This window comes from Massilia sp. 9096 (assembly GCF_000745265.1).
Taxonomy (GTDB): domain Bacteria; phylum Pseudomonadota; class Gammaproteobacteria; order Burkholderiales; family Burkholderiaceae_D; genus Telluria.
This window is the reverse complement of sequence record NZ_JQNN01000001.1, coordinates 1,463,590-1,479,414: the sequence shown is the minus strand read 5'-3', so window position 1 is coordinate 1,479,414 and position 15,825 is coordinate 1,463,590. Positions and strand designations below refer to the sequence as shown.

General features: G+C 65.1%; 19 protein-coding genes. 8 read left to right on the top strand and 11 right to left on the bottom strand.

All coding sequences use genetic code 11. From position 1 onward, the window contains the following. Positions 1-49: 49 nt before the first annotated feature. On the bottom strand, positions 50-391 hold the full coding sequence (locus FA90_RS24855; protein WP_156116610.1) for a hypothetical protein: 342 nt from the start codon (positions 389-391) through the stop codon (positions 50-52). Positions 392-519: 128 nt separating this feature from the next. Further along, the gene (locus FA90_RS06445) at positions 520-801 is read right to left on the bottom strand and encodes a hypothetical protein (protein ID WP_036167098.1); all 282 of its coding nucleotides are present in this window, start codon (positions 799-801) and stop codon (positions 520-522) included. A 156-nt stretch (positions 802-957) separates the two neighbouring features. Between FA90_RS06445 and FA90_RS06440 the strand changes: the two genes are divergently transcribed. The 7 genes from FA90_RS06440 (at position 958) to FA90_RS06410 (ending at position 5,226) form a co-directional block, all read left to right on the top strand. After that, on the top strand, positions 958-1,524 hold the full coding sequence (locus FA90_RS06440) for a Fur family transcriptional regulator (RefSeq protein WP_239700562.1): 567 nt from the start codon (positions 958-960) through the stop codon (positions 1,522-1,524). An 8-nt stretch (positions 1,525-1,532) separates the two neighbouring features. Next, entirely contained in the window at positions 1,533-1,856 is a 324-nt protein-coding gene (locus FA90_RS06435; RefSeq protein WP_051971503.1) for a hypothetical protein, read from the top strand. Positions 1,857-1,962: 106 nt separating this feature from the next. Then, positions 1,963-2,652, top strand: coding sequence for an ABC transporter ATP-binding protein (locus FA90_RS06430; RefSeq protein WP_051971502.1), 690 nt, complete (start codon positions 1,963-1,965; stop codon positions 2,650-2,652). Further along, positions 2,649-3,851: an FtsX-like permease family protein gene (locus tag FA90_RS06425; protein WP_051971501.1), complete on the top strand. Its 1,203-nt coding sequence runs from the start codon at positions 2,649-2,651 to the stop codon at positions 3,849-3,851. The genes FA90_RS06430 and FA90_RS06425 overlap by 4 nt, the downstream gene beginning before the upstream one ends. 15 nt (positions 3,852-3,866) lie before the next feature. Next, positions 3,867-4,343: a DUF3299 domain-containing protein gene (locus FA90_RS06420; RefSeq protein WP_036167095.1), complete on the top strand. Its 477-nt coding sequence runs from the start codon at positions 3,867-3,869 to the stop codon at positions 4,341-4,343. Positions 4,344-4,393: 50 nt separating this feature from the next. Next, entirely contained in the window at positions 4,394-4,909 is a 516-nt protein-coding gene (locus FA90_RS06415) for a sel1 repeat family protein (protein WP_156116608.1), read from the top strand. A 2-nt stretch (positions 4,910-4,911) separates the two neighbouring features. Further along, positions 4,912-5,226: a hypothetical protein gene (locus FA90_RS06410; RefSeq protein ID WP_036167089.1), complete on the top strand. Its 315-nt coding sequence runs from the start codon at positions 4,912-4,914 to the stop codon at positions 5,224-5,226. Positions 5,227-5,468: 242 nt separating this feature from the next. Here the strand turns inward: FA90_RS06410 and FA90_RS06405 are convergent, their stop codons facing one another. The 9 genes from FA90_RS06405 to FA90_RS06365 all read right to left on the bottom strand — a co-directional run bounded on the left by FA90_RS06405 (position 5,469) and on the right by FA90_RS06365 (position 14,062). Continuing rightward, positions 5,469-6,404: an NAD(P)/FAD-dependent oxidoreductase gene (locus FA90_RS06405; protein ID WP_239700561.1), complete on the bottom strand. Its 936-nt coding sequence runs from the start codon at positions 6,402-6,404 to the stop codon at positions 5,469-5,471. Then, positions 6,364-6,846: an Rrf2 family transcriptional regulator gene (locus tag FA90_RS06400; RefSeq protein WP_373994593.1), complete on the bottom strand. Its 483-nt coding sequence runs from the start codon at positions 6,844-6,846 to the stop codon at positions 6,364-6,366. The genes FA90_RS06405 and FA90_RS06400 overlap by 41 nt, the downstream gene beginning before the upstream one ends. Before the next feature lie 60 nt (positions 6,847-6,906). Further along, complete coding sequence (locus tag FA90_RS06395) at positions 6,907-8,349, bottom strand: PepSY domain-containing protein (RefSeq protein WP_197065251.1); 1,443 nt, start codon at positions 8,347-8,349, stop codon at positions 6,907-6,909. A 31-nt stretch (positions 8,350-8,380) separates the two neighbouring features. Next, positions 8,381-10,576 (bottom strand): TonB-dependent siderophore receptor, encoded by a 2,196-nt coding sequence (locus FA90_RS06390; RefSeq protein ID WP_051971499.1) that lies wholly within the window; start codon positions 10,574-10,576, stop codon positions 8,381-8,383. 46 nt (positions 10,577-10,622) lie between these two features. Then, positions 10,623-11,618 (bottom strand): GTP-binding protein, encoded by a 996-nt coding sequence (locus FA90_RS06385; protein ID WP_036167086.1) that lies wholly within the window; start codon positions 11,616-11,618, stop codon positions 10,623-10,625. Continuing rightward, positions 11,615-12,424 (bottom strand): hypothetical protein, encoded by an 810-nt coding sequence (locus tag FA90_RS06380; RefSeq protein ID WP_081933690.1) that lies wholly within the window; start codon positions 12,422-12,424, stop codon positions 11,615-11,617. Before FA90_RS06380 ends, FA90_RS06385 begins: the two co-directional genes overlap by 4 nt. Before the next feature lie 147 nt (positions 12,425-12,571). Next, complete coding sequence (dmeF, locus tag FA90_RS06375) at positions 12,572-13,570, bottom strand: CDF family Co(II)/Ni(II) efflux transporter DmeF (RefSeq protein ID WP_051972119.1); 999 nt, start codon at positions 13,568-13,570, stop codon at positions 12,572-12,574. 2 nt (positions 13,571-13,572) lie between these two features. Then, a complete protein-coding gene (locus FA90_RS06370) occupies positions 13,573-13,776 on the bottom strand; it encodes a DUF1289 domain-containing protein (protein ID WP_036167082.1) in 204 nt (67 codons plus the stop codon). A 7-nt stretch (positions 13,777-13,783) separates the two neighbouring features. Continuing rightward, positions 13,784-14,062, bottom strand: coding sequence for a metal/formaldehyde-sensitive transcriptional repressor (locus tag FA90_RS06365; protein WP_036167080.1), 279 nt, complete (start codon positions 14,060-14,062; stop codon positions 13,784-13,786). A gap of 394 nt (positions 14,063-14,456) precedes the next feature. Between FA90_RS06365 and nhaA the strand changes: the two genes are divergently transcribed. Next, complete coding sequence (gene nhaA, locus FA90_RS06360) at positions 14,457-15,638, top strand: Na+/H+ antiporter NhaA (protein ID WP_036167078.1); 1,182 nt, start codon at positions 14,457-14,459, stop codon at positions 15,636-15,638. Positions 15,639-15,825 lie beyond the last annotated feature (187 nt).

The window sequence follows — 15,825 nt, the reverse complement described above, 5'->3', positions numbered from 1 at the left end:
AACCTCTTTGTAAATTTTGTTGTGCCGTCAAGCGGCGGCGGAAAACTCATCAAAAGACAGCGACCTCGGGTCGCGGGCGCACGTGCGGCGGTCCACAACTCGGCGGCAGCGGCAGCTCAAAGCAATGCCAGCACACATAGGCAATGACGCACAGCAAGACATACGATTGCGTTGCGACGCTTGTCACGACGGGCGGCAGGTGATCGACGTTGGGCAGCTCGTCCACCAGAACGGCGCAGATGGCGCAGATGTGCGCGTCGACTGCACGGTCGTGGTGGTGCCCGGCCGCGGCGATGGCGAACGAGGCCAGCGTCAGGCTCAGCCAGAAAACGAGCGCGCGCGTTCGTGCGCCATGCCTCATAGAGGCGTGCGCAGGGAATACGGAAATCAAATTGGCGATCCCAGGTCAGGGGATGTCAGACTACAACCGGCCATGCCGAACTGGACGTGGGGCGGAGCGATCGTTACGACGCAGCAGCCCGATGGGTGCAATGCGCCAAACGGAATGAAACGACTCGATCAGCCGTGTGGCGGCGCCTGCGACTTGGGAATGAGGAAGCTGGCGTAGGACGGCGCCTGGTGGACGGCGACCTGTTCGACACGATAGCGTTGCGCCATCGTCACCGGTACGGGAACCGGGTTGACCTCGGGCAGGCCGGACGGCAAATGGTGGGCGAATACGCAGCTCGGGCAATTGTCGCCGTAGCCTTTCGGGTCGTCCTTGTGGTGGCCCGACACCATTACCTGCAGCGACAGCAAAAGCGCGATCGACAGCACCAGGACCCGGTCGAGCCAGGTCATGGTGCGGGTCGAACCGCTGAAGTATCGAACTGCCTGCATATGCGCGAGATGAAGCGTTATTCCCTGTGTGGCCCGAATCACGCAAGAATCTTTGGAAGACGGCCCTGCGAAACGTTTACTCGCGCCCTACACATGCTTACAGACAAGCATCGCAGTATGCGCAATTGGAAACATCATAACGAACGCATTCTGCTAATGCAAGTGGCTTACAACAAGCGCGTCGTGGACGCCCATGTTATCGCAACAGGGTTGCAATCACAAAAAGCCCTGATAGAATGTTCGCCAGAAGGATTGATCACCATGCAAATTACAACCGAACAGCAAGCGGAATCAATGATCCGCGATACGGGCGCACGCCTTACGCGTCCGCGCACGCGCGTGCTGGTGTTTTTGCTCAAGCAGCCGCGCCCTCTTACGCACCACGAAATCCACGAGCACCTGCCGGGCGATCCGCTGGACAGTGTCACGCTCTACCGCGTCCTCGAATGGTTGACGGAAAATGGATTGGTGCATCGTATCGCGGGGGCTGACCAGGTATGGCGCTTCGGCGCAAGCGCCGGCAAGGAAGACCACGAACACGCCCACTTCCAGTGCACGAGCTGCGACACGGTTACCTGCTTCAACGACATGCCCTTGCCGCGCGGCGTCAAGATGCCGAACGGCTTTACCAGCCAGGAAGTCGACTTCCTGATCAAGGGCACCTGCCCGCGCTGCAGTAAATAGAGCGTTCGATGAGCCGGCCCGCACCCTACCTCACCCAGCGCTTCGGTCGCATGACCAGGCTGGTGGTATGGTTCGCCAGCCTGGTCCTCGTTCTGCAGCTGCTGGGCGCGACGCAGCACCGCCACGACATTACCCACACGGCGTCCGACTGCGCAGCTTGCGTACTCGCCGGCCAGCCACCCTCTCCGCCCAGCCCGCCGGTCATTCCGCAGCCTCCGGTCAGCGAGGCCAGCTTTCATTACGTGCTCGCACGGTCGAACCCGATCGCGCCACCGCGGTCGGCCAGCTTCCTCATCCCGCACGCGCACGCGCCCCCGGCCGTCTTCATGTAACAAGCGTTTCCCTCCGCGCCTTTTCGGCCCGGACTCATGACGGTCACGTGCCCGCGTCCTCGCGCGGCCGCGCCGGCCGACGCATCCACGTACATGAAGTCATTACATGCTAAAAATTACTCGGTTAGGCCATGCCTACGCCGGGCGTTCCGTGCTGTCGGTGGAGTTCTTCTCGCTGATTCAGGGCCGCCACGCCTTGCTCCTGGGCCCATCAGGCTCGGGCAAATCCACTTTGCTGAACCTCATCGCCGGCATCCTGACACTGCAGTCGGGCAGTATCGTCCTGGACGACACCGACCTTGCAGACTTGTCGCCGCGCGAAGCGGACAGCTGGCGCGCGTCGCACGTCGGGCTGTTGCCACAGCAGCTGGCCCTGATCCCCAGCCTGTCCGTCGCCGACAACATCGCGTTGCCGGCCTACGCGGTCGGCAAAGACCCGGACGTGGCGCGTGTACGTGAACTGCTCGCCGCGCTCGACCTGGGCGATTACGCCAGCGCCAAGCCGCGCCAGCTGAGCCAGGGACAACGCCAACGCGTCGCGATGGCCCGGGCTGTGTACACCCGTCCGCGCCTGATCCTGGCGGATGAGCCGACTGCCAACCTGGACGACGCCAACTGCGCCAGAGTCGTCGAGCTGCTGCTCGCGCAAGCCGCTGCCACGCGCGCCTCGCTTATCGTCGCCAGCCACGACGTACGCGTGATGGAATCGCTGCCCGAGACCCAGCTCTTGCGCCTGCCTGCCGCTACGACCGCAACCGCGGCGGCAAGCGCGATCGGAAGCGGAGGCCCGGCATGAAGCGCCTGAACGCCGGGTCACTGTCGCTGGCCGCCCTTGCAAACAAACCACTGTCGACGACGCTCAACCTGATTCTCATGACCATGGGGATCGGCATGATGACGTTCATCTTTTCGGTGTCGACACAGCTCGAACGGCGCACCGGCCAGGACGCGGCCGGGATCGACCTGGTCGTCGGCGCGAAAGGATCGCCCTTCCAGCTCATCATGTCTTCGGTGTTCCACATCGACATCCCGACCGGGAACATCCCGCTCGAAGAAGCGGGCACGCTGCGCGCCAACGCGCTGGTGGCGCAGGTAATCCCGCTGGCGCTGGGCGACAGCTACCAGGGCTTCCGGATCGTCGGCACCGACACCAGCTACATCGAACACTTCAACGCTTCGCTCGCGCAGGGTGCCGTGTTCACCGCCCCCATGCAAGCCGTGTTCGGTGCGCAGGCGGCGCGCGAGACCGTGGCCAAGGTCGGCGAGACGTTCGCCGGCTCGCACGGCCTGACCATGGGCGGAGAACTGCACGACCATGCGCCTTATCGGATCGTCGGCATCCTCAAGCCGACCGGCACGGTGCTCGACCGGTTGGTGCTGACGCCGGTCGCGTCGGTATGGCGCGTGCACGAGACCGATCCGGACGAGCCGCACGCGCCGGGCGCCGAACAGCACCACGAACTTACCGCCCTGCTGATCAAATACCGCTCGCCGCTCGCCGCGGTCAGCCTGCCGCGCTGGGTCAACAGCCAGCCGCAGCTGCAAGCGGCCCAGCCCGCGCTGGAAGCGGCGCGCCTGTTCAAGCTGGTCGGCGCCGGCGCCGATGTTCTGCGCGCCATCGCCACGGCGGTGCTGGTGATCGCCGCGCTGTCGATGTTCGTCGCCCTCTACAACGCCCTCGAAGAGCGCCAGGCCGACCTGGCGATCCTGCGTGCACTGGGCGCCTCGCCCGGGAAGGTGCTGCGCCTGCTGCTGGTGCAAGGCTGCGTACTGGCGCTCGCCGGCGCGCTGCTCGGGTGGCTGGCCGGACATGCCGCGGTTGCTCTGGTCGCCGGCTGGATGGCCGAGGACCAGGACTTTGCGCTCAGTGCCTGGACCTTGCTGCCGCAGGAAATCCTGCTGCCCATAGTTGCCCTGCTCATCGGCTGCATCGCGGCCGCCATCCCCGCCTGGCGTGCATATCGCATCGATATCGCCACGACCCTGGCACGTTAATCCCGGAGGACACCGATGAAACCCTTCCTGATCCGCAGCGCCGCCATCGCGATGGCCGCACTGGCCTTCAATCTCGCCCACGCGCAGCAGCATCCACAAAACGCCGCCGTCCCGGTCCTCAAGGACATTCCAGGCGTCCTGCCATGGTCCCAGCTCGAGAACGTCGATTCGTACAAGGCCAAGGACGGGCGCCTGCTGCCGAAGTACCCCGACAAGGTGCTGGCACTCGACAACCAGAAGGTGCAGCTGCAAGGCTTCATGATGCCACTCGAGCCTGGCATCAAGCAATCCCACTTCCTGCTGACCGTTACCACGCCCAGCTGTCCATACTGCCTGCCCGCCGGACCCGAAGGCATCGTCGAGATCAAAGCCAATGCGCCGGTCAAGTTCACCTACACGGCGATGATTCTCACGGGCCAGATGCATGTGCTGAAATCGGATCCGGCCGGGCTGTACTACCGTTTGACCGACGCGACCCCGGTCGTTCCATGAGCCTGGGCATTGACCGGAGGCGAGTCAGGGCCGCCGCGTATGCGCTGGCCTTGCTGCTGCCTTGCCGCGCCGACGCCGTGGACATGGACGTGGGACTCAACATCGAGGCGCGCAAGGCCGAGGCTGCGCCGGCCTGCAAACGCTTGCGGCGGGCGGACGCGCCCGAGGGGCCGGACGATTACTACCGGCTGGGCCTGTGCCTGGCGTACGGCCTCGGCGGCCCGGAAAAAGGCGACGAGGGTGTCGCCTCGCTGCGCCGTGCCGCCAGCGCCGACCTGGTGGAAGCGCAGATGGCGCTCGCCGACTTTCTTCAGGCCGCCAGTCCTACGCAACCGCAGGACGCCGTGTACTGGTACAGGCGCGCCGAGAAGCTCGGCGATGCGCGCGCCGGCGGCCGGGCCGACCACCTCGAGCGCCGCATCGCGCTGGACGCGCAACGCCCGACACCCCCGCCCGACACCATCATCGACCCCACGCCGATGGAACTGCAGGCGCTTTACCGCCAGGGTTACCACTGCCATGCCGTGTTCGGCGAGCAGTGGTGCCACATCGCGGACGACATCTGACCATGTTCACGACGCGCTTGCGCCACCTTTTTACTTTGATTCGCATCCTGACGCCTGACGGCGACGCGCCGCTGCGGGAATCCGACCGCCGGCTACGCGAACTGCTGCGCGCGCACGCGGAAGGCACCCAGATGGTCTGGCGCAGCGACCTGGAAATACGCTTCCTGTATTTCACCGGCGTCGTCGTTGTGATCTTCTTTCTCGGCTGGGGCATCTGGTCTCACTACGGCGACAAGGCGCTACGGGCAAAAAGGCTGCAGGGCATTCGTTCACCGACGAAACGCCGCTCGAAACGACGCAGGCGAGTGAGGAGGTAAACCACTGCATATGCACTCATATTGCGTTTGCATTCGGAGCGACGCCTTGTGAGGCCGCCGCGCACAACGTGCCCATTCTCAAATTCGAATAACTTACGAATCAGCATGGCGCTTCACTCGTGCGGCGTCGACATTCGCTGTATTCTCGTCAGGGACATCGTGGCAGCTATACGAGTTGCAAAAAAAGTGGACTTGTCGCATTGTCCGAAAAACGGGTGGCCTGGCCGTGCCGATCCCGACGGCTAAACGGCGTGATTCAACTCGGCAATCAAAGAGCGATGCGCCGCGACGCCCGCCATCGCTCCGTCCGCCACCGCCAGGGCCACGTTGCCGGCAGCCCTCGCCATGTCGCCGCAACTGAACACGCCTGGCACACTGGTCGCCTTCATGGCGTCGGTCGCCACGAACTCGCCCATCGGGCCGGCTTCCGTGGCGCAGCCGAGCTGCCGTGCGATCGCGCCACTGACCGACGTGCGCGGCGCGACGAACAGACCCGTCATGCTCATGCGTCGTCCGTCGCGCAGCACCACGTCGGCCTCACCGTCGATGCGCGCGACCGGCGTCGCCTCTACCGTCACGCCGCGCCGGGCCAGGGCCTCGCGCTGGGAGTCGTCCGGGTCGAACGACTCGTTCAGCAAGAACGTGACGCGGCCCCAGTCCGGCAGCATCAGGGCATGGTGCATCGACACCTCACCCGTGGCGAGCACGCCGATGTCGCCTTCGTCGAGCTCGTAGCCGTGGCAATAAGGGCAGTGAAACACGCTGCGTCCCCAGCGCTCGGCCAGGCCGTCGACTCGCGGTAGCGTATCGGTCACGCCCATCGCCAGGACCAGGCGGCGCCCGCTGATACTGCCGCCGTCGCTCAGCGTCACGTCGAAATGCTCGCCGCCGCCGGTGGCCGCGGTTGCCGTGTCGCTGGCCCAGGCGACGTTCGGATAAGCCTGCAATTGCGCACGCCCCTGGGCCGCGATCGCCGCGGCTTCGCTGCCGTCCTGCGTCAGAAAGCCGTGCGAAAGCCGCGCGAAGCGATTGCGGCGCCGGCCGGCGTCGATCACCAGCACGCTGCGGCGTGCGCGCGCCAGCTGCATGGCGGCGGAAAGGCCGGCGTAGCTGCCGCCGAGGACGATGACGTCGAACTCAGCCTGGTTTCGGGAGGTGGACATGTTGTTGTTCTCCATGTTGAGTGTACTGCGCATCGAAGCGCTCGGACAGGTCGGCCAGCGTGACGTCGGCGAAGCGGCTGACCAGCAAGGCCTCGGCTTCGTCGAAGGCGCTGGTGAGCGACTGATTGACGACTTTCTCGACCAGGCACTCGGGTTGCTCCAGGCGATTTCCCATCGCGAAGACCGTCGGCGATCCTACGCTCAGGTAGATGTCGTGCAGCGTGACCCGGCGCAGGTCCGCCGTCACGACCCAGCCGCCGCCATGGCCTTTTTCGGAGCCGACGTAACCGCGCTCGCGCAAGCCGGCCAGCGTGCGCCGCACCAGCACCGGATTGGTCTGCAGGAAGCCCGCCAGCTCCTCGGACGTGAGGGGCGCTTGCTGTGCGCCATGTGCAGCAGCAGGTGCAGGATGGATGAGAGTTTGCTGTCGCGTTTCATGTAACTTATGATAGTACATGAAGTCTTGGGATGCGACGGCCTCGCGCTGCGGCCAGCCGCATCGCTTCAACGCAAAACTCTATCCGCGCGGCTTGATCGCCCGCGCCAGGCGCCGCTTGCCAAGCACCAGCGCGCTGACGCTCAGCCCGAGTCCCGCGCACAGGGCCGCCAGCATCAGTATCCGCCATAGCGACCCCACCCGGTTCAGGAACGGAAAGTCGAAGGTGTGCAGACCCATGTACAGCCAGCGGTAGGCGCGCCGGCTGTCGTCCATCCGGTTCAGGATCAGTCCCGAGTGCACATCCACGTGCACCCACGTGCACGCGCGATCGCCGATGCGCACTCGCAGCGCGCCATCCGGCAGAGGTTCGGATCGGGTATGCGCATACGCATCATCGGCACGGACCGGCGCGACGTCCAGCACCGGCGCCGGCGCCCATGCAACGGCCGCGGCGCGTGCGACCAGCGCTTCCCGCATGGCCGCGATCGGCGGCTGCGGAACGCCGTCCACGAGCGGCACAATGCGATCGGACCCATCGCGCAGACCGCGCTCGATCACGAAGCCCTTGCCGCCGACTGCCGTGAACTCGATTTCGCGCGCAGCAGGCAGCCTGCGCAGCCTTTCCGGCGTAAGCGCGGCCATGGCGCCAGCCAGGTCCGTGCCGCGAAAGCGTGCGACGCGCGCCGCCTCCGGCTGGTCGGTGGAAAACAGTCGCCCATGGTCCATCGACAGCCAGCCGCTGAACACCCAGGTCAGCGCAAACGCCCCGCCTACCAGGCCGAGGAGATGATGCCAGCGCAGCCAGCCGCGAAACGGCGACACGCCGGCCCTGCCGCTGCGGCGCAGGTTCACCATGCGCACCAGTCCGAGCGCGTAGCCGCTGGCCGCCACGACGGTGCCCGCAAGCGCCAGCCACCAGACGACCTGGTCCCAGGCCCACAGGCGCTTGCGCAGGACCGTCGGATAAATCCAGTGCACGACCGCGCCGACCCAGTTCCAGCCACGCTCGAAGCGCGTGGTCCGCTGCAGCACCTCGCCCAGGCGGATCGACACGTAGACCTCGGTGCCTGCCGCATCGTCGATGGCGACGCGGTAGAAAGGCCTCGCCGCGTCGAAGCGCTGGTGCACGATCCACTGGTCGTAGTCGACCGGCCCGCCCACGGCGCGCACTGGCTGGCCCGTGAAGCGTGCGGCCAGCCGCGACGCTTCGGCGCTTGTCAGCGGCAGCGGCGTGCCGCCCGTGTCCGCCGCCATGCTGCGCATGCTGCCGTCCTCCAGCGTCGCGATATAGCGCGGCCGCCCCAGGACGTCGACCAGCCGCAGGCGCCGGACCGGCAATCCGTATGCGGCCGTGCTTGGGTTCACCACCACGTTCTCCAGTCCGACCGGCGCCGCCGCCGCGACGCGCGCCACGTCCGGCAGCGCCGGGAACGGCACGTAGATCATTACGAACCCGGTGCAGAACCACAGCGCGAACGCCAGGCAGAATCCCGTCCCCAGCCAGCGATGCAGGCGCGACACTTGCCGCGCCGGCCGTTGCAGCAAGGGCCGCTTAGAAGTGCGCGACGAGACCGAGTTCATAGCCGATGGGCGCGCCCAACTGGATCTGGGTTGGATAGTTGACGTCGGCCCACTGCGCGTAGAACCTGTTGGCCGCGTTGTTGACGCGTGCGATCAAGCTGAGCTTGCTGCCCAGCCGGTAGTTCGCGTACAGATCGATCAGCGTATAGCTTTTCAAGACCATTGTGTTGGCCGTATTGCCGTAGCGCTCGCCGACGTAACGCAGGCCCGCACCGACTTCCAGCGGAATGCCGCCGAAGCCGCTGTAGCGGTTCCACAGATTGGCGCTCCAACGCGGAACGTTCGCCGGCCGGTTGCCGCTGGCGTCGACGCCGTTGCTGGTATCGATGAAGTTGCGGTAGCTGGCGTCGGTGTAGGCCAGGTTGGCATCGACCTTCCAGGCCGGCAGCGGCTTGTAGCCGAGCGTCAGCTCCAACCCGCGCGACTTCTGCATACCGGCGGTGTCGACCACGTCGGCCGAGGTCTGCGTCAGCAAATTCCTGCGCTCGATGTCGTAGACCGCCAGCGTCAGCTCACCGCGGCGGCCATCGAGGTCGGTCTTGACGCCGGCTTCGACCTGGCGTGAGCGGCTCAGGTCGAAGTTCTGGCCGGCGTTGACCAGCAGGATATTCGAGCCGACCGGGTCCTGGCCGGTGCTGTACTGGATATAGGGCGCCCAGCCGTGCACGTCCTGGTAGACCAGGCCGAGGCGCCAGTTCTTGGGACGGAAGGTGCGTTCGAAGCTGGTGGCGGCCTGGTAGCTGCCGTCGGGACCATAGTTCTCGCGCACGAGGTCGAAGCGCTCGGCGCGCGCTCCGCCCACCAGTTTCAGGCGGTCGGTGAGGTCCAGCGCATCCTCCAGGAACACCGCCCTGTCGTGCCAGCGCGTCGGACTGCGCCGCCCGACCAGTGGGCCGAAAACGCCCGCCGCCGGCTGGAACGGGGCGACGCTGTCTCCGTCCGGGAAGCCGCGCGTGCGCACGAAATCGAGCTTGCTGTAGTCCAGCCCGATCACGAAGCGGTTCGCCAACCCGGCCAGCGGCTGCGCGAAAGTGGCGCTCAGCTGGTCGCCGGCCAGGTGCTGCTCATGGAAAACGAAGAAGCGGTCGCGGTCGACCCGGTTCGTCCCCGGATCGAAGGCGTAGGTCTCGGCGTTCTTCCACTTGCGGTCGGCGTACAGGTAATAGGCGTCGTTGCTGATCGTGATCCCGTCGGACGGGCGCCAGTGCAGGCCGATACGCGGCAGGTACTGCGTCGACTCGATCCGGTAGTCGCCGACGTTGTAGTTCACGTCGCGCAGGCGGCGGTCGATCGTGCTGCCGTCGGGCGTGGCCACCACGCCGCTGGCATACGGCCCGGCGAATGCGGCGCTCACCAGCGGCGTGCCGTAGTAGCTCGACGGATGGTCGGTCAGGTAGTCCAGCCCGAGCGCAAGGTCGAAGCGCGCGTTCGGCTTCCACAGCAGCGACAGCGTGGCGTTGGTGGAATCGGCGTGTGCGCGGTCGACGAAACCGCTGGATGCGGTGCGGCTGACGTCAGCGCGCAACGCCAGTCCCGGCGCGAGCACCTTGTTGGCGCCGACGCCCATCTGGCTGCTGTTGAAGCGGCCATACGACGCCACGCCATCGAGCGAGTTGGCGCCGAGCGACGCTTTCTTGGAGATCACGTTGACCGTGCCGGCGATGGCGCCCTGCCCGTACAGCACCGATCCCGGCCCTTTCAGCACCTCGACGCTGGCCAGGTTGAAGGTATTTTGCGGCCGGTAGGTCATGTCGGCCGGCCCGAGGTAGATGCCGTCGCGCAGCACCGTGACCTGGTCGCCGGTGAAGCCGCGCATCGAGAACTGCGATGGGCTGCCCGGAGCGCCGCCGGAACTGACGCCGGGGAGGCTGTCGACGGCCTGTTCCACGCTCTGGTAACCGCGTATTTCCATCGTCTCGGCCGTGATGACGTCGACCGTGGCCGGCGTCTCGCGCACGCTCAGGTCAAGCCGGCTGGCGGTGGGCGCGCCGCGGTCGAGCGCTTCCAACGGCGCCGCGGCGCTGACGACCACGCGCGCGACCGGCGTGCCGTCCGTGTCTGCGGGTGCTTCCGGCGCCGCCTGGGCGCCATGCGCCGGCAACGCGACCGACGCGGCGGCCAACGAGGACCAGGCCAGTCGCTTCAGCCGGATGTGTTTCCACTTCATGAATCTTCCTTGTTCAAGCTGTTGCAATCTTGTCGTCCCACAGGTCTCAAGCCTTCGCGCCATGCCTGGACAGGCAGGACTCGAGACCGTTCACGAAACGCTCACTGGGCAGATTTCGTCCGATGAACACCATGACGCTCTCGCGCGCCTCGCCCTCTTGCCACTTCTGGCCCATGTCCGATCCCATCATCATGTGCACGCCCTGGAACACGACGCGCGCCGGCAGCCCCGCGACGTCGAGCACGCCCTTGTAGCGCAGCATGTCGTTGCCGTATTCGGTCAGCATCGCGGACAGGAACTCTTCCAGTTTCCCAATGCGGAACGGACGGGAGGCACGGAATACGAAGGACGAGATCTCGTCGTCGTGCTCGTGCGCGACGTCCTCGAGAAAATCCGGCTCGATCTCGAGGATGGCATCCAGGTTGAAGCCCTGCACGTCCAGGATCTGGGCCAGGTCGGTATGGCCGAAGTTGACGAAGCTGACCGGCGCGCGCGCGTTCATGCCTTTCAGGCGCTCGAGCAGCGCATCGGCGGCCTGCGGCGTCACCAGGTCGGCCTTGGACACGAGGATGCGGTCGGCGAAGCCCACCTGCTCCTGCGCCTCGTGATGCGCGTCGAGCTGCTGCGGCGCGTGCAGCGCGTCGACCACGGTGACGATGGCGTCCAGGCGATAGTAGTTGCCGACGCCTTCGTCGACGAAAAACGTCTGCGCCACCGGCGCCGGATCGGCGAGACCCGTGGTCTCGATGATGACGCGCTCGAAGTCGATCTCGCCAGCGGTCCGGCGCTGCGCCAGCTGGCCGAGGATGCGCACCAGGTCGCCGCGCACGGTGCAGCAGATGCAGCCGTTGTTCATCTCGACGATCTGTTCTTCGCTGTTGACCAGCAGGTCGCTGTCGATGCCGGTTTCACCGAACTCGTTTTCGATCACGGCGATGCGCTCGCCGTGCTCCTCGCTGAGGATGCGGTTCAACAGCGTGGTCTTGCCGGCGCCGAGAAAGCCGGTCAGCAAGGTAACGGGGACTTGGCTTGAAACGCTCATGTGTGCTCCTGGGTGAGTTGTGGATCGATGCGCGCTTGGCGCCGGATCAGGCAGCAGGCGATGACGGCCGCCAGCACCAGGGCGCCCCCGATCGCGCTCATCGCGAAGTCGTCGAGCCCCGCGCCGAGGTGCAGCTGATCGCCGATCTGGCAGGCCGCCATCGCAAAGGACATCAGCACGACGATGGCGCCGAGCCAGCGCCGGTAGGCTTGCGCGCCGTCCGACGCACGCCGCAGCAGATGCGCCATGACCCGGCCGTCGAGCGTGCCGGTGACGACCATGCCGGCGGTGAACACCAGGCCGGCGGCCAGCGCCGTGCCGCTGCCCGAGTGGTTGGCGGCATAGCCCCAGGCCGCGGCCTGGGTGGCGGTGTCGAAGACGAGCGCGAACAATATTCCGATCGCGAGGATGGCCAGCGGATGCGTGCTGGTGGCCAGGCGGCGCGGCATGAAGCCGGTTTTCCACCCGCGCATCCGGAAAGTGCGCCGGGTGAGCAGGTCACGCAAATTGAGCGTGCCCACCAGAATCAGGAGCACGGTCGGCATCCAGTCGAGCACGAGGCGCAGCGTCGCCGGCAAGCGCAGGCTGCCGGCGAGGGCGCCGAGCGCCACCGCGACAGCCGTCACCGTCAAGCCGTGACCCAGCGCGAACAGCGTTCCGGTCCACAACGCCAGGCGCGGCCGCTCGGCGAGCGAGTGATACGCCATGCCGTCGATCATCGCGATGTGGTCCGGGTCGAAGCCGTGCCGCACACCGAGCGCGAACATCAGCCATAGACCCGGCGCCGCAAGGTTTGCGTCCGCCATACAGTCTCCATATGCAATTCAGTTGCATCAGTCGAGCGCCGGACACATTGCTGCTGATGTGGCATGCATTGTAAGCATGACACACAGTAAACGCAACAGACTTGCAAGTAAAAAGATTGCCTGCGTCCTTCACGCAGGCAAGGGAGATCAGCCGACGCTGTCCGCGTAGTGGATCTCGATCGTCGAGTGGACGATTTCTTCGTGGACGGCGAGGCGATTACGGATATGCGCCGCCGTCAGGGCGCGGTCGGATGTCGTGACGGCGAGTGCGCATGCATAGGCTTCAGGTCCGACGCGCCAGACATGCAAGTCCTGCAGCGCGGCGGACTGGCCATGCGGCCCGGCTTGCGCAGCCTCACGGATCTCCTCGACGACCGGCGCATCCATTTCGCGGTCCAGCAGGATCTTCCCGGTCGCACCGAGCAGATTCTTCGCCCATGCAGCGACGACCAGGGCACCCACCAAGCCCGTCACCGGATCGAGCCAGGTCCATCCGTACCGCCAGCCTCCGCCCAGCGCAGCAACCGCCAGCGCCGAGGTCGCGGCGTCGGCGATCACGTGGACATAGGCCGAGCGCAGGTTGAGATCGTGGTGGTGACCACCGTGGCCTGGACCGTGGTCGTCATCGCCGTGATGATGGTCGTGGTGATCGTGATGATGATGGTGGCCGCCAGGCCCATGGTCGTGCGCGTCGCCGAGGATCAGCGCGCAGACGATATTCACCACCAGGCCGACGGCGGCGATGATCATCGCTTCGCCATACTGCACGGGCTGCGGCGCCAGCAGCCGCTCGATGGCCCCGACCGCCATGAGTGCGGCGATCACGAGCAGGAACACCGCACTGGTGTAGCCGGCGAGGATTTCGATCTTCCACGTGCCGAACGCAAAGCGCGGATCGGCGGCAAATTTACGCGACGCGCGGTAAGCGAGCGCACTCAAGCCGATGGCGACCACGTGCGAACTCATGTGCCAGCCGTCCGCCAGCAGCGCCATCGAGTTCGACCACCAGCCAACCGCGAGCTCGACGACCATCATCGCGATCGTGATCCACACCACACGGCGCGTACTGCGCTCGGCGGCGCTGTCCTTGCCGGGATCACGCTGTTGCAGCTGGCCCGCCAGCTGGCAATACACCTGTTTGTCCATCTTCATTTCACATCCTGGTTTTTGGTTTTCGCTCGGGCGGAAAGCTTGCCCTCGCGGCGCGTCCGGTCGTTGATGATGCGGTGGCGCGCGGGGTCGCCGATCTTCTTCCAAGCGCGTGCCTCCTCCAGCGTGCGCAGGCAGCCGGTACAAAAGCCGGTACGCCCGTCGAAGTGGCACAAGGAGACGCAGGGAGATTGGACTGCCATTCCGAACCTACTTCAGATAGCTGCGGATCACGTCGACCAGCTCGTCGGCACCTTGATCGCGCTCGCCCTGGCTGGCGATCTCGGCGCCGGCCACGTGGTGGCGGATGTGGTCCTCGATCACTTCGGCCATCAGGCCATTCATAGCGCCTCGGGCGCCAGCAAGCACTTGTAGGATCTCGGAACAGGTCGCTCCCTCTCCAAGCGAACGCTCGACGGCCTCGAGCTGACCCTGGATGCGTCGAACGCGGTTGAGTAGTTTCGTCTTGTTGCGGTTGAGGTGGGACAAGGCTTGCCTCGCGTGATGGATAGTATAGGGGGGTATACTATTCCACCCGCGACGGCTTGTCGAGCGTGTGTTCTCGAAAATTTTGGAGATGCGCATGTCGCGCCGTTCCCTGCGAAGGGAGCGTGGCTACCTGGCAAAAAGTGCAGTTATAATAACGACCAAGGGTGTCCATACCGCTCCGGTATGGCAGGACGTGCGATGGTCGGGCCGCCACGCGGCTTCTTTGCGACCATATGCCCCTGCCCTCTGTTGACGCCCATATCTCGTCCCTTCCGTGCTCGCGCACGCACACACGTTCGTTCATTGCGCTGACGACTTCTGCAATCATCTGCGTGAGCTCCCAGATTGACCCGCCGGTTTCGGCAGCCCCGTCCAACACATCAACGGAGTCAGCATGACTTTCGACCTGTCGTTCCCGCTCTCTCGAACCTTCCAGGACTTCGCGGCTTCCGGCAAAGCCGGCGGTACGATCCTGATCCTTTGCACACTTGTCTCGCTTGTGCTTGCAAATTCGCCGCTGGGCCATTCCTATCTGCACTTCTGGCACATGCCGCTGGCGGGTTTGAGCATCGAACTCTGGATCAACGATGCGTTGATGGCCGTGTTCTTCCTGCTGATCGGGCTCGAACTGGAGCGCGAACTGTACAACGGCGAACTATCCGACCCGAAGAATGCCTTGCTGCCCATGCTGGCTGCGGCAGGCGGCATCATCGTTCCGGCGCTCATCCATTTCAGCCTCAACCATGGTACGTCGACACAGGCCGGAATCGGCATTCCCATGGCGACGGACATCGCATTCGCGTTAGGCGTTCTGGCGCTGCTGGGCAGCTCGGTACCGGCTTCGCTGAAGATCTTCCTGACCGCGTTGGCGGTCATGGATGACCTCGGCGCGATCATCGTGATCGCGCTGTTTTATACGGCGCAGCTATCAATCGGCTATCTCGCTGGCGCGCTCGCCGTGTTTGTACTGCTGGTCGTACTAAACAGGTTCGGGCGCGTCATGGCCCTGACGCCATATCTGCTTGGCGGCGCCCTGATGTGGTTCCTGATGCTGAAGTCGGGCGTGCATGCCACTATCGCCGGGGTGCTGCTGGCGTTTGCAATCCCCTACTCCGCCACACGCGACGACGAAAAATCGCCGTCGCACCGCCTCGAGCACACTCTTCACAAGCCAGTGGCCTTCCTGATCCTGCCGATTTTTGCCCTGTGCAATACAGGGATCGTGATTGGCGCCGACTGGGCCAACAGCTTGTTGTCTTCCAACAGCCTCGGCATCATCCTCGGCCTTGTGCTTGGCAAGCCGATCGGAATCGTCTTGGCGACGCTTGCAGCTGTCATGCTCGGTCTGTCTCGGCTGCCGACCGGCCTGGCTTGGCGCCATGTGATTGGTGCAGGCCTGTTAGGCGGCATCGGCTTCACCATGTCAATATTCATTACAAACCTGGCCTACAGTGGCGAAGCCGATATCGTGAATGCATCGAAGATGGCGATTTTGGCAGCATCGCTGTCGGCTGCCCTGGCTGGTTTAGGTTGGTTGAGATTCGGCAGGAGTTCATTAACACGTACCGGTGCATGAGACGAGCGTAGCTCACGACGGTATATAGATGGCTTCGAGGTTCTCATTGCCGACGTTGACATAGCCCAATGGCTGCGCCGAGGCCCTCGAGGGGCAGCGCGACGAACCGGCGCCCCGTGCTCATCCTTGAGCGATGCTACCCATCAAACCCGATCCATTTTGGCCGTCTTGACTTAAATCAAATACA